Origin of the sequence: Paraliobacillus zengyii (assembly GCF_003268595.1) — a bacterium.
GTDB classification, from domain to species: Bacteria; Bacillota; Bacilli; order Bacillales; family Amphibacillaceae; genus Paraliobacillus_A; species Paraliobacillus_A zengyii.
This window is the reverse complement of sequence record NZ_CP029797.1, coordinates 1,650,783-1,665,224: the sequence shown is the minus strand read 5'-3', so window position 1 is coordinate 1,665,224 and position 14,442 is coordinate 1,650,783. Positions and strand designations below refer to the sequence as shown.

The following is a 14,442-nucleotide window of genomic DNA, read 5'->3' as shown; positions in this document are numbered from 1 at the left end:
ATACCTCATTTCTACATTAATTGATATGGTTGTAAATCAATTTGGATTAGTAAATCATTTTTTTGAATCTCTTTTTCATAGTAAGCTAAAATTCGCTGTAAAACACGCCGTTGTTCTGGTTCATTTTTGTATTTTATCATGCATTGATAGCGATATCTATCTTTTATCCTTGTGATTGGTGAAGGTGTAGGGCCTAAAACCCGCACTTGACTAGATAAGTGTTTAATTAATAACTGTGTAATCGTCTTTGTCACTTCCATTGCTTTTAATTCATTTGGATGTGAGACCGTTACTAATGTTAGAAAATAGTATGGCGGATAATTATAAGTCTTACGTAATAACATCTCCTGTTTAAAAAAGGTCTCATAGTCATATTGTGCTGCTAGTTCAACACTGTAATGATCTGGTGTATAAGTTTGAATGACAACTTCTCCTGGTAGATGATGTCTTCCCGCACGTCCACTTACTTGTGTTAAAAGTTGAAATGTCTTTTCAGAAGCACGGAAATCAGGTAAATGTAACAAACTATCTGCAGCTAGCACACCAACTAATGTAACATTAGCAAAGTCTAAACCTTTTGCAATCATTTGTGTACCTAATAAAATATCCGCTTCATGATTGCCAAATTGATCTAATAACTTTTCATGTGCACCCTTACGTCTTGTCGTATCAACATCCATCCGAATCACGCGTGCTGCAGGAATCATTTCTTGAATTGCTTCTTCCACCTTTTGTGTACCAGTACCAAAATAGCGAATTGTTTCACTTAAGCAATCTGGACATTTATCAGGCATCTTTTCTTCATAACTGCAATAATGACACTTTAACTTTTCTGTTTTCCGATGATAAGTTAATGCAATATCACAATGCGGACAATTAATGACGTATCCACAATCGCGGCACATTACAAAGGTTGAATACCCTCGACGATTTAAAAATAAGACTATTTGTTCTTTTCGTTCGATACGCTTTTCAATTTCTTCTTTTAATTGTCTAGAAAACATTGTTCTATTTCCAGCATGAAGTTCTTCTCGCATATCAACAATATGTACATCTGGCATTTTTGTTTCATTCATTCGGTCTGGCATCGATAACAGCTGATATATACCTTTACCAGCTCTTGCATATGATTCTAATGTTGGTGTCGCACTTCCTAAAATGACAGGACATTGATGATATTCCCCTCGATAAATCGCCACATCACGGGTATGATAACGTGGATGTTCTTCCTGTTTATAGCTCGTTTCGTGCTCCTCATCTATAATAATAAGGCCAACATTTTCAAATGGTGCAAAAATAGCCGATCTTGCACCAACAACCACATTTACTTCCTTACGTTGAATTTTACGCCACTCATCAAATCTTTCACCTTTTGATAGCGCACTATGCATGACAGCAACTTGTGAGCCGAATCTACCTTTAAACCTCGTAACCATTTGTGGTGTTAATGAGATCTCTGGCACTAAAACGATAGCTTCTTTCCCTTGTTCTAATACATGCTGAATAGACTGTAAATAAACTTCTGTCTTCCCGCTTCCTGTTACACCATGCAAAAGAAAAACGTCGTGACTAGCCGTATCAAGTGACTCAACTATCGGCTCCATTACTTTAACTTGTTGTTTCATTAAAGGAAGTGCATTGGTGCGCTCTACTTCATCATCATTGAAAGGATTTCGGTATATCTCTTGCTTTTTTTCTATTAATAAACCTTCATCTATTAATGGTTTTATTGTTGCCTGTGTTGTATGCAACTTTTTCAAGAAGTCACGCTTTAAGATTATTTCTCTGTTATCTTGAAAATAACGGAGAATTTCTATTTTTTTCTTTGCTTGCTTTGGTAAATCAGCAATTATTTCTTCTAATTCTAACGGATCTTTACCAGCTTCGATCATTGTTTGTTTTTTAAATGTTTCTTTCGAGTTTACTTGGTAAATCATCTCTACTAGATCTGTTTTTATTGCTTGTTGCAAGTATTTATGGGATCCCGATCTTTCAACAAACTCTTCATACTCTAGGTAATCACGATCAGCAAACAATACCTCTAACTCATCAGATAGCTTCTCATCAGTTAAACGATGCAACGTTTTTTTATAGGACGCCTTTAAAGCTTGTGGTAGCATTGCCTGAAAGGTGGAAATATAAAAACTTATCGTATGTTCAGCCAACCATTTACCTAAATCCAATAATTCATCTGTTAACACAGGGGTGATATCCATTAATTCTACAATCTTCTTTAGTGGAGAGAAATCAGAATGGTCTGTAAGCTCTAGGACATACCCCATAATCTTTCTAGGTCCAAATGGAACAATGACACGCATGCCTCGATGTATCGACCCATTTAACTTTTCTGGTATCTCGTAATCGAATACACGGTTAGTTTGGGAGGCAGGCACATCAACTACTACTTTAGCAATATTCACTTTTCATCAGCCTTTAAATCGTTGATTATTTGTTCTAAAATTTGTTTTGCTATTTCCTTTTTTGACGCCAAAGCAAAATGCGTAGCAGCACCAGAACGATGCACGTACGTTACATCATTTGTATTTGATTTGAAACCAGCACCTTTAGCTTGAATATCATTAATAACAATCGCATCCAAGTTTTTGCTCGCTAATTTCTTTTGGCCATGATCGAGGACATTATCTGTTTCAGCAGCGAATCCCACTAAAAATTGATTGGTTTTATTACTACCTAATTCTTTTAAGATATCTGTCGTCCGTTCTAATTCAAGTATTAAGTCGCCGTCTTTCTTTTTCATCTTTTTGTCATACGTTGTTTTAGGTCGATAATCTGCAACTGCAGCTGCTTTAATTACAATATCACTAGCGGTAAAATAATGATTCATTTGCTCATGCATCTCACTAGCTGATACAATGTCCACACGATTTACATTAGCCGGCGTATCTAATTCTACAGGTCCTGAAATAAGGGTTACCTCTGCACCTAATTGTGCTGCTACTTCAGCTAAAGCAAAACCCATCTTACCAGAAGAATGATTTGTAAAAAAACGAACAGGATCAACTTTCTCCTGCGTTGGACCCGCTGAAATTAAAACCTTTTGATTTGCTAACGGTTGACCCGTCTTTCTGGTTTCTTCCAAAACAGCTATGATTGTTTCTGGTTCTTCTAATCTTCCTTTACCTACGTACCCACATGCAAGGTAACCATCACCTGGTTCAATAAATTTATAACCCCATGCGTCTAATTTCTTCATATTGTCAACTACAGCAGGATGTGCATACATATGTACGTTCATTGCCGGTGCTATATAAACATCTGCTTCTGTTGCAGTAACAGTAGTGGATAACATATCATCAGCAATCCCATTAGCTATTTTACCAATCATATTCGCTGTTGTGGGTGCTAGAATAAATAAATCAGCCCAATCTGCTAAATCAATATGAGCTATTTTTTCTACGTCTTTTTCATCGAATGTATCTGTGTAAACTGGATTACGAGATAATGCCTGAAAAGTTAACGGACTGACAAACTCCTGTGCACTTTCTGTCATAATAACTTTTACTTCTGCACCCTTTTGGACCAATTTACTTGTTAGTGCACAAGCTTTATACGCAGCAATGCCGCCTGTTACTCCGAGTACAACATGTAAACCATTTAGCATGTCATTTCTCCTTTCAAAAAACAGTTTATATCTTATTGGATGATTATTTATAGAAGAAACCCTCGCCTGCAGAGTGCAAACGAGGGAATACTAAAGAATAGTCTGTGTTTATCTTCTTTCCTTAACATCAGTTGCAATGTAAGTAAGCTTACCTGCTTGAATTTCTTCTAAAGCAATTCCAACTTGTTTAAATGAGTTAGGATTTTCTAACTGATGTTTTTTCGTTACCTGAATTTGTCTCGCACGTCGAGACGCTAACGTTACTAATGTGTATTTTGAATTAATGATTAATTGTAGCTTATCAATAGACGGTTCTAACATCATAATGAATCAACCTCCAACACTTTCTTATATTGTTTTGCCACACGTTCTCTCTTACAATGTTCACTTTTTACAATTGCCTGGACTTTATCCACAGCCACTTCGACTTGATCATTTACAACAACATAGTCATAAGCGTCCATCATTTCAATCTCTTCTTTGGCCGCATCCAATCTATTTGCAACTAATGCATCGCTTTCCGTACCGCGGTTAACAATACGTGTTTTTAATTCTTCTAGACTAGGTGGTGATAAGAAAAGAAAAACACCCTCAGGGAAATTTTCTTTAACTTGTAGTGCACCTTGTACTTCAATCTCTAAGAATACATCTCTTCCAAGTTCTAAAGTCTCTTCTACATATTCACGTGGTGTACCATAATAATTACCAACATATTCGGCATATTCTAATAATTGATTGTCTTTAATCATTGATTCAAATTCATCTTTTGTCCGATAAAAATAATCAACTGCTTCTTGTTCACCAACACGTTTTTGTCTCGTAGTCATTGAAATAGAATACTGTAAAGCTGTATCTCTTTCAAATAACGCTTTACGAACGGTTCCTTTTCCCACACCTGACGGACCTGATAATACAAATAAAATACCTTTCTCCTTGATCAACATACATCCTCCTGTTTGCACGAATTTTCATTCATGTCTACTGTTTATTCATCTATCATTTCCTCATGACTTAGAACACGTTGACCTACAGTTTCAGGTTGAACAGCTGACAAGACAACATGATCACTATCTGTAATAATTACAGCTCTTGTTCTACGGCCATAAGTTGCATCTACTAATTTATTATTATCTCGCGCAACCGTAATAATTCTCTTTATTGGTGCAGACTCTGGTGATACGATAGAGATAATACGGTTAGCCGAGACGACATTCCCGAATCCTATGTTTATCAATCTTAAACTCAATCTTGCTCCCCCTCTATGTACATCATCTCCGTGTACGGTTAATCTTAATCTACTTTTACTTTGTATTCCTATATATTATAGTACAATTTAGCATATGATGAAAATATTTATTCAACATTAAGAATTTGTTCTTTCAATTTCTCCATTTCTGTTTTTAACGTCACAACCCACTCGCTAATTAATGAATCATTTGATTTAGAGCCTATTGTATTTGTTTCGCGAAGCATTTCTTGTAAAATAAATTCTAATTTCCTACCCATTACCTGTTCTTGATCAACCGTCATGCTAAACTGTTTGAGATGACTATGTAATCGTGTAACTTCTTCTGTTATGTCTCCCTTTTCAGCTAACAAGGCAATTTCATGATATATTTTATTATCATCAGGAAGCATTTCCAGTGTGTAGGACTTGATTCTATTTTGAATTCGCTCCCGATATTCTATTATAACAGTTTCTCGTCGTTCACCCAACATATTTATGATTTTTTCTATTTTTTCTATTCTTGTTACCATATCTTCCTTTAATGCCTGGCCTTCTTTTATACGCATATCCCAAACTTGTTGACATGCTTTTTCAACGCTGACTAAAATTGCATCTTTTAACTCATCCGTTTCTTGATCTGTTTCTTGAACGGCTAAAACTTCATTTAGTTTCGGTATCATCGCGACCGTCACATCATCTGCTAAATCATAACGTGACTGCACCGTGTGAAACATAGTAATATATTGATCAAAAAGGTTCCAGTCCACTTGTAAATCACGTTTGACAAATCCTTTACCTTCTATTGAAATAAAGACTTCTATTCTCCCCCGTGAAAAATAACGTTGGACATTTTTTTTGATTTTATCTTCAAACATAGAAAAAGCTTGTGGTAGTTTTAGTGAGATATCAAGAAAACGTTGGTTCACGCTTCTGATTTCTACGGCGATGACAGTACCATCTACAATTCTAACTTCTCTACCAAATCCCGTCATACTATTTGTCACATCATCACATCCAATTTTATAATTCATTCTTAAATATATAATAGTAGTATAGCAAAAAAAGGCATGAATATAAAAATGAGACGGAACATAACGAAATTCACTAATTCTTAATATATAACTCAACTTTCAATCTGTAAAACAGACACTTAATTCTTGGTATAACAAGATAGTCTTAAAGTTGACTTCACACCTCTTTGGTAATCATAAGTGCGTTTGATCTGGCGCACGTGAGAGAAACTGTGACATAAGGTATCTTACAACCTTAGACACGCTACAGTAGCAAATGGTCTCCCTTTCCGTGGGCACAACCTCAGCTATCTATAGAAGCAAAGAACGCTTCTATAGAGGATCTTCGGTTTGCGCTGTTCCCACAGGAGTGTCAACCATTTGCTACCTTCGCTGGATAGCGTACCTTTTTTTGAAACAGGTGATAAAGCGCTGTTTATTGAGTCTAACTCGTGTTTTAGTTACCCTTTAATTACAAATAATAAAGCAGCATTTTACACAATTTTTAATTCATGGACTAAAACCAGCGTATCAAATGAAATTGACGACACTCCTGCAGGAACAGCACATGTTTTCGATGGGATGAGTAATCGCAATCCCACGGGCTGAATATCCACTCGGAAAGCGATCTTTGCTTATCCGAGTTAGCTGAGGCCGTGCCTGCGGAAAGGGAGTCAATTTCATTTGAGGAGCGGTTCTAGAAATTCTTATTTACGACAGAGTCTATGTTTATTCAGTAATTAATTAGTGTCAAGCTTATAATGAACACACGCCAAACTTATAACAGCAAACGCTTAGTGCTTATTTTTTAATTGAGAAAGTTGAGTATTTCATAATAAATGTCTACTTTTCTAAACTAAATCAAAAAACCGAACTATAGTTGAATTATCATCTATTATAGCTCGGTTATTTGATTGCCTTATTTACTTTTTGTTTAAAGTTATAATTTCTTACGACTTAGCTGTGTTCTTGGTGAATCCAAATAAGACTGTCGGAATTGCACTAAGTGATAAGATAAATATCCAGTCACGTAAATGAAGATCGACTGTCTCGAAAACAACTTGCAATGGCGGGTAATAGATAACAACCATCAGTAAAACAACGGAAGAAAATACTGCACCTAACAAATAAATGTTTTGAAATGGATTACGTGAAAAAATTGAACGTTCACTTCGACAATCAAAAACATGAATGAGCTGTGCCATTACGAGTGTTGTAAAGGCGATTGTTCTAGCATACGTTAAATGTGCCGGATCGTTTTGATAGGCAGTCATAAATGCTATTAGCGTAACGACACCGATCAGTAAACCACGTGTTAATATTTTAACACCTAATCCTCTGGAGAAAATACCTTCTTTTACTGGTCGAGGTTTTGTTTTCATCACATTATTCTCTGCTTGGTCAAGTCCTAATGCCATAGCAGGCAAACCATCTGTTACAAGGTTAACCCATAATATTTGGACTGGAATTAGTGGTAATGGAAAGCCTAAAGCGATCGCAAATAACATGACCAATATTTCCCCAACGTTTGAGGCTAGTAGATAACGTACGAATTTCCGGATATTCTCGTATATATTTCTTCCCTCTTCAATCGCTGCCTCAATCGTCGCAAAGTTGTCGTCAAGTAATACCAATGCAGAGGCTTCTTTGGCAACGTCAGTACCAGATTTACCCATACTAATACCAATGTCACTTGCTTTCATTGCTGGTGCGTCATTAACTCCATCACCTGTCATCGCTACTATATGACCTTTTGCCTGTAAAGCTTGGACGATTTTTAATTTGTGTGCAGGCGTTACACGAGCAAATACGTAGACATTATCAACTCTGTCAGCTAATTCCATTTCAGACATATGATTTAGTTCATATCCATTTAGGACTTGTCCACCTAAAGGCAGTATATCTAACTGCTTTGCGATTGCCTCTGCAGTCTTTGCATGATCTCCAGTTATCATTACTGTTTTGATTCCAGCATTTTTACAAGCCTTTATTGCCTTTTTCACTTCCTTGCGTGGTGGGTCCATCATTCCAACTAAGCCAACGAAAGTAAGATTATTTTCAATTGACGTATGATCAAAAGACATATCAGTTTTAATTGGTTTTACGCAGATAGCAATTGTTCGTAAAGCCTGTTCTGTCATCCTATCTAATTTTTCTTCTATTCTATTTTTATCTTTACTTGTAAAAGGCCTACGTTCCCCATCATCCATCATATAATTAATACGAGGAAGTAATACGTCAGGTGCTCCTTTTGTAATCGCAAAACGTCTTTTTTGCTTATCTTCCACAATAACAGTCATTCGCTTACGATCTGAGTCAAATGGTATTTCTTTGATTATTTTGAAATCATTTCGATCGTCTTCCGAAAGATGGGCTTTGTGCGCTGCAATTAGTAAAGCACCTTCCGTTGGATCGCCATCAACCTGCCAGTGTTTCTTTTTTTTAGCCAGCGCTGCATGATTACAGACCATACCATATAATAAAACATCACGTAGTAACCTGTCGGGTACACTTTTTTCCTCTACCTGAAACGCACCAGTTAATGCGTGACCCTCGCCTGTCACTTCTATTAAACGTTGATTTGTGTATATTTGTCTTACTGTCATTCTGTTTTCAGTCATTGTTCCTGTTTTATCTGAGCAAATTACGGTTGTACTCCCTAATGTTTCTACTGCAGATAACTTTCGAACAATTGCTTTCTTCTTAATCATTCGTTGGACACCTAGAGAAAGGGCAACTGTAACAATTGCTGGTAATCCTTCTGGAATTGCCGCTACTGCTAGCGATATCCCAGCTAAGAACATATCGTATAATGGATGCCCTTGCCATACACCAATAAAAACAACAAAAGCTGTAAGTATTAAAGCAATTACAATAAGTATTTTACCTAAATCAGCCAATCTCCTTTCTAACGGTGTTGGCTGGGCTTTCGTTTGTACTAATAGATCAGCAATTTGACCCATCACTGTTTGCATACCAGTCGCAACAACTACACCAACACCCGTACCTTTTGACACTAACGTTCCCATAAAAGCCATGTTTTGTTGGTCAGCATAATCAAGTTCTTCCGTTGCAATCTTTGCTACCTTTTTATGCACGGGTGCAGATTCCCCTGTTAAAGCTGATTCCTCAATTTCTAACCCTTCACCTTGACAGATTCGAATATCTGCAACAATTCGATCCCCATTTGTTAGTTTAATAATGTCCCCAATCACTACTTGTTGGGACGGAATAGTCATCCATTCTTTATCTCGTAGAACGTGTGCTACTGGGGCAGACAATTCTTTTAATTTAGTTAATGATTTCTCGGCCTTTTGTTCTTGAAAAAAACCTATAAAACTATTAATTACTACAATTACAATAATCGCAATTGCATCTACATATTCACCGAGTAGGCCTGATAATAGTGTAGCAGCCAGCAGAACAAATACCATGAAATCCTGAAATTGTTTTATGAAAAGAAAAATTAAAGATGCTTTCTTTTTTTCATCTAGCTGATTGGGCCCCGTTTTCTTTAAGCGTTCTGTTACAACTTCTTTTGTTAGTCCAACTTTTTGATTCACTGCGAGCTTGTCCAAGACTTCTCCTTCACTTAACTGATACCAATTCACATCGCATTCCTCCATCTACTTTCGCTCGTAATCATATCTATGCAGACATACGCAAAAAAATGCTATAATAGGAAATGTTCCAATAGAACAAAGAGGTGATTAACTATGACATTTGATGGCGTTGTTACCCGAGCAATTACACATGAGCTCCAAGAAGATTTAAAATCGGGAAGAATATTGAAGATTTATCAACCAACACAAACCGAATTAGTTTTTACTATTCGGTCACAAGGAAAGAATAAAACATTGCTATTATCCGCGCATCCAAGTTATTCGCGCTTTCATTTAACGGAAGATTCGTATCAAAACCCGAGTGAACCTTCCATGTTTTGTATGCTTTTACGAAAACACTTAACAGGGAGTTTTATTACTAGCATAGAACAACATGAAAACGAACGCATTGTCACGATTCATATTAAAGGGAAAAATGAAATAGGCGATGAAACGGAAAAAACGTTAGTAATTGAAATTATGGGTAAGCACAGTAATATTTTATTAATCGATCATGAAAAAGGACATATTCTAGACAGCATTAAACACGTACCACCCGCACAAAATAGACACCGGACAATATTACCAGGGCAAGCTTATGTATTACCGCCTGATCAAGGGAAATTGAATCCAGTTACGACTGATAACGACACGTTCCGCAAGAAAATGGATTTAAACGCCGGAAAACTAGATCAACAAATAGTGCTGACTTTTATGGGGGTATCTCCTTTATTAGCTAAAGAGATAGTTTCTCGTGCCCACTTAGGATCACTTGAAACCTATGAGAATGCTTTTAAAGACATAAAAACTATACTTCAAGCTCATGAATATCAACCAATTATATTTAAAGAAGTCAAAGAAGATTTCTATGTCTTGCCGTTAACACACATCAAAGCTGAGCAAGAAACTTTTCCTAGTGTAAGTGCCATGCTTGATGCATTCTATTCAGGTAAAGCAGAACGAGATCTTGTTAAACAACAAGCTGGAGACTTATTGCGTTTCCTGAAAAATGAACGCGAAAAAAATGTACGTAAAATAAAAAAACAAGAGCAAACTTTAAAAAAGGCTGAAAAAGCGCCCATGTATCAACGAAATGGTGAACTGCTTACTGCTAACATGCATGCGATCAAATTTGGAGATAAACTTGCAACAGTTATTGACTATTACGATCCAGATCAAAAGGAAATAACGATTGAATTAAATCCAAATAAAACCCCTAGTGAAAATGCACAAAGCTATTTTAAAACGTACCAAAAGTTAAAAAAATCAAAACAAATGGTTATTTTAGAAATTGAAAAAGCTAAGTTAGAAATTATTTATCTTGATGAATTGATTCAACAAATTGGAGAAGCTCGTGTACAAGACATTGAGGAAATAAGAGAAGAGTTACGTGAACAGGGTTATTTAAAAACGAAAACAAAACATCGTAAAAAGCCGAAGAAAGCGAAAAAACCTGAGCCTGAAACATTTATTGCAAGCAATGGAACAACTATATTAGTTGGTAAAAACAATAAACAAAATGAGTATGTAACGATGCGTTTAGCAGCACGTAATGAAATTTGGTTACATACCAAAGACATACCAGGATCGCATGTCGTCATTCGTGACCCAAATCCCGATCAAGAAACATTAGTAGAAGCAGCACAGTTAGCAGCCCTTTTTAGTAAAGCTAAGGATTCTTCATCTGTGCCCGTTGACTACACACAAATTAAGCATGTCAAAAAACCGAACGGGGCAAAACCAGGTTATGTGACATACGATAACCAAAAAACATTATTCGTCACACCAGATAGCGCCCTAATCAAGCAATTAAGACCGAAAAAATAAGCATAACCTCTCCAATGTGTAGCCCTTGGAGAGGTTATTTTATATTTCTAATAACTTTATATCTGTTTTCAATCATTCATGAAAATCAAATGGAACGTTTCATCATTTTAATAAGTCTAATATGTATAGGAGGAATCAACTAACATGATCGATCAGAGTGAAGTGAATTTAGCAAAAGCAGACGATAAAGATGCATTTTTACGTCTAATTATTGCATGTCAAAACACCTTGTATCGTGTTTCAAAAGTGATATTAAAGCATGATGATGACTGTGCAGACGTAATTCAAGAAACGATTAAGAAAAGTTACTATTCTGTTGATAAGTTAAAGAAACAACAAGATTTTAAAACTTGGTTAACACAACTATTAATTAATCAATGCTATGCTCATTTAAAAGAACAGGATAAAGTTATCTCTTCTGAACCGTTAGATTATCCAATACAATTAATTGATCAAGAAGAAGCAACAGTGTATGATCAGTTGTCCAAAGGCATGGATAATTTAAGTATTACTCATAAAGTAATCATAACTCTATTTTATTATGAACAATTTAATATTCAAGATATTGCTACTATTTTAAATATTAATGAAAGTACTGTAAAATCAAGACTTAATTATGCGCACAATAACCTTGCAAGCTATTTGAAAATAGATCAAGTGGAGAAAAACGAGAAAGAGAATGATGAACCTTCTGAAATCATCAAAAAGTCTATAGAACAAACTCTTGATGATTTGCCAAAGTCAAACAGAAAGCGGCGATTTATTTTATCGCCCGCTGCTATTAAATTTTGGTCAGTAGGAATTGTCTGTATGATTTTCTTTGTCTTTCTATATTTTCAATTCAATGATTCACCTTTGACACAAACTGATCCTAGTACAGATACCAATATCGATGATACATTCAGATACGCAGAATCACCTGTTGAGACAGACCAATTAGCAGAAGTAATAGAAGAACAATTAGGCGATCAAATGCTCGAAGAAGATATAGATAATATCACATTGTTGACGTCGGTTAAACAAATCGACCGTTGGATTGTTCTTGTTCAATTTGAAATGTCGTTTCCAGGTTATTATGCATTAATTGAAGTGAAACAAGAAAATAACGCCTATTCAAAACGATTGTTAACACTGAGTTACGAAAATAATGCTGACTACTTTCACTGGTATGATGAAACCGAGGGTGTTGGCTTTGGTTCTGGTAGTGCTTTTTCAGAGAAAGCGATCATAGAAACAAGCAATATGAAGCTAAGCAGTCATCTCCATGATGATTATTATATCTATTTGAGCAATGAGAAACCGGTTAAGGTTAGCTTATTTAATGAAAATGGTGAGGTCAACAGAACATTAGAAGCGTTTAATTTTGATGAAGTCTATCCTTTAATTGCTGAAAACGAGGATGAATATGCGCTTTTTGTCGTTGATAATAGGACATCTTTTGACTACGATATACTGGATCAAGAGGGTGTTAAAAATGTCACCTCTGCCCAAACTATTGATTCCTTGGAAAGTGCGAATCAACAATATCAATTTCTGAATTTAGAAAAATCTCCTGCATATGTTGTCTTTGATGACACAGAAATGATTTACAAGACGTATGAAATAGATGAGCTATTAGAATTTTTAAAACAAGTGGACTAATTCGAAATGATAGATTCGAATAGAATAGCATTATCTTTGACATAAACCTTCTATTAATTGATTAAAACTGCAAAATTAACGGAGATTAACTTAAGTGTTCATCATCATTATTTAGACTTCTTTATAAATTGTTGTTTATACTCGAGAGAAACTCTGCGGTAAGAGGCATAAAGTTCTTACCCGCTCCTCAAATGAAATTGACTCCCTTTCCGTAGGCACGGCTTCAGCTAATTCTGTAAAGAAAACCGCTTTACGAAGTTAGCTGAAGACTTGCCCGCGGAAAGCGACTGCCTGTAGCGGAAATCAACATGGCAGTTACCGCATAGTCTATGGTTATTCAGTATTAAACAACTTTTTTAAATAGTGTCAAGCTTTATAATGAACACACTACAAACTCATAGTAGCCAACGATCAGTGCTTATTTTTCAGGTGAGAAAGTTGAGCTGTTTATATACAAACTCACGATATTTTACAAAGTCGTGCTTTTTGTAAAACTCTTTCGCAATTTTATTATCTAACCAATAATCTAATTCAATCAAGTCTATTCCTTTTTCACTTGCGAAGTTATAGATATAGTCCATTAAGCTTGTTCCAAATCCCTTTTGTCTTTGTGTTTGAACAATGCTAATTTGATGCACATAAACGGATTTATAACCTTTCTTGAACGCGTTTTCCTGGTAATTTCTAATCTCTATCCAAGCATAACCAACCGCTTCTTTATAGTCTTCTAATAGCAGAAAAGCAAAATTTTCATTAACTATTAGTTCTTTAAATACTTCTTTGATTTCTTCATAGTTATATGCTTTGAAATACTTTGGATATAGAGAAAAATGCAAATCATGAACTGGCTTGTTTAATTTTGCAACTAACGCATAATCTCTAGTCTTGCTTATTTCCATCAATATCACCCCAGTTGAATTTTTAATGAGTATACCACTTTTAGCATTAGAAGGATGTGATCACTATATGATTTTTCGTTCAAAAGTAGATACTTATTTCATAATATTTATTTCTATAACGGTGTTACTAATGGGTGTTGTAGTGTATTTACCTCTGTTAATTGATAAAGAAGCAACAATATCTATCGTAATCATTATGTCCGCTATCTTTATTATTTCGGTAGGCTTTATATTATGGTCAGCCTTTTCTATTAAGTACATTTTTAATGAGGATTATCTATTAGTGAAAGGTGGACCATTTAGGAGTAAAGTCCCTTATCAAGCTATAACAAAAATATCTCTAACGAATAATATATTTACTGGTTATAGAATTTTATCATCAAAGAATGGAATTGAAATATTTTACAGTTCAACAATCCTTGGTAGTATAAAAATTTCACCAAAGAATAAATCCCGAGTTTATCACCGAATTAAAAAAGCGATGTCCCAATACAGAGATTAAATTACAGGACTAGTTATCCAGATATCTATAAAAATAGCGCATCCAATGAAATTAGCGACACTCCTCGAAAATATGAAGTCATTTTCTCGTGCGATGTTAATGCTGTCGAAG

Annotated in this window: 11 protein-coding genes; 3 read left to right on the top strand and 8 right to left on the bottom strand. The window is 35.4% G+C overall.

What is annotated here, in order from left to right:
- Positions 1 to 11: 11 nt before the first annotated feature.
- From priA to DM447_RS08395, 7 genes are all read right to left on the bottom strand, one after another.
- Positions 12 to 2,420: a primosomal protein N' gene (priA, locus tag DM447_RS08430; RefSeq protein WP_112180797.1), complete on the bottom strand. Its 2,409-nt coding sequence runs from the start codon at positions 2,418 to 2,420 to the stop codon at positions 12 to 14.
- Positions 2,417 to 3,622: a bifunctional phosphopantothenoylcysteine decarboxylase/phosphopantothenate--cysteine ligase CoaBC gene (gene coaBC / locus DM447_RS08425; protein ID WP_112180796.1), complete on the bottom strand. Its 1,206-nt coding sequence runs from the start codon at positions 3,620 to 3,622 to the stop codon at positions 2,417 to 2,419. The genes priA and coaBC overlap by 4 nt, the downstream gene beginning before the upstream one ends.
- A gap of 108 nt (positions 3,623 to 3,730) precedes the next feature.
- On the bottom strand, positions 3,731 to 3,946 hold the full coding sequence (rpoZ, locus tag DM447_RS08420) for a DNA-directed RNA polymerase subunit omega (protein ID WP_112180795.1): 216 nt from the start codon (positions 3,944 to 3,946) through the stop codon (positions 3,731 to 3,733).
- Positions 3,943 to 4,563 carry a guanylate kinase gene (gmk, locus tag DM447_RS08415; protein ID WP_112180794.1) on the bottom strand — a complete coding sequence of 207 codons (621 nt, stop codon included), beginning with the start codon at positions 4,561 to 4,563 and terminating at the stop codon, positions 3,943 to 3,945. Before gmk ends, rpoZ begins: the two co-directional genes overlap by 4 nt.
- A 44-nt stretch (positions 4,564 to 4,607) precedes the next feature.
- Positions 4,608 to 4,868 carry an extracellular matrix/biofilm regulator RemA gene (gene remA, locus DM447_RS08410; protein WP_112180793.1) on the bottom strand — a complete coding sequence of 87 codons (261 nt, stop codon included), beginning with the start codon at positions 4,866 to 4,868 and terminating at the stop codon, positions 4,608 to 4,610.
- Positions 4,869 to 4,975: 107 nt separating this feature from the next.
- Positions 4,976 to 5,854, bottom strand: coding sequence for a YicC/YloC family endoribonuclease (locus DM447_RS08405; RefSeq protein WP_157967302.1), 879 nt, complete (start codon positions 5,852 to 5,854; stop codon positions 4,976 to 4,978).
- 956 nt (positions 5,855 to 6,810) lie between these two features.
- Positions 6,811 to 9,471 carry a calcium-translocating P-type ATPase, SERCA-type gene (locus DM447_RS08395; RefSeq protein WP_255421348.1) on the bottom strand — a complete coding sequence of 887 codons (2,661 nt, stop codon included), beginning with the start codon at positions 9,469 to 9,471 and terminating at the stop codon, positions 6,811 to 6,813.
- A 105-nt stretch (positions 9,472 to 9,576) separates the two neighbouring features.
- Between DM447_RS08395 and DM447_RS08390 the strand changes: the two genes are divergently transcribed.
- Both DM447_RS08390 and DM447_RS08385 read left to right on the top strand, forming a co-directional pair.
- Positions 9,577 to 11,289, top strand: a complete 1,713-nt coding sequence (locus DM447_RS08390; protein WP_112180789.1) for an Rqc2 family fibronectin-binding protein — start codon at positions 9,577 to 9,579, stop codon at positions 11,287 to 11,289.
- Positions 11,290 to 11,433: 144 nt separating this feature from the next.
- A complete protein-coding gene (locus DM447_RS08385) occupies positions 11,434 to 12,930 on the top strand; it encodes a sigma-70 family RNA polymerase sigma factor (protein WP_112180788.1) in 1,497 nt (498 codons plus the stop codon).
- 425 nt (positions 12,931 to 13,355) lie between these two features.
- Here DM447_RS08385 and DM447_RS08380 read toward each other — a convergent pair whose 3' ends face one another.
- Positions 13,356 to 13,829 (bottom strand): GNAT family N-acetyltransferase, encoded by a 474-nt coding sequence (locus DM447_RS08380; protein ID WP_112180787.1) that lies wholly within the window; start codon positions 13,827 to 13,829, stop codon positions 13,356 to 13,358.
- 67 nt (positions 13,830 to 13,896) lie between these two features.
- Between DM447_RS08380 and DM447_RS08375 the strand changes: the two genes are divergently transcribed.
- A complete protein-coding gene (locus tag DM447_RS08375; protein WP_332871721.1) occupies positions 13,897 to 14,331 on the top strand; it encodes a PH domain-containing protein in 435 nt (144 codons plus the stop codon).
- The last annotated feature ends 111 nt before the right edge of the window (positions 14,332 to 14,442 follow it).

Coding starts and splice junctions, on each gene's coding strand:
- rpoZ (WP_112180795.1), bottom strand. CDS start 3,946: ATGATGTTAGAACCGTCTATTGATAAGCTACAATTAATCATTAATTCA.
- DM447_RS08385 (WP_112180788.1), top strand. CDS start 11,434: ATGATCGATCAGAGTGAAGTGAATTTAGCAAAAGCAGACGATAAAGAT.
- DM447_RS08380 (WP_112180787.1), bottom strand. CDS start 13,829: ATGGAAATAAGCAAGACTAGAGATTATGCGTTAGTTGCAAAATTAAAC.
- DM447_RS08375 (WP_332871721.1), top strand. CDS start 13,897: ATGATTTTTCGTTCAAAAGTAGATACTTATTTCATAATATTTATTTCT.
- coaBC (WP_112180796.1), bottom strand. CDS start 3,622: ATGCTAAATGGTTTACATGTTGTACTCGGAGTAACAGGCGGCATTGCT.
- DM447_RS08390 (WP_112180789.1), top strand. CDS start 9,577: ATGACATTTGATGGCGTTGTTACCCGAGCAATTACACATGAGCTCCAA.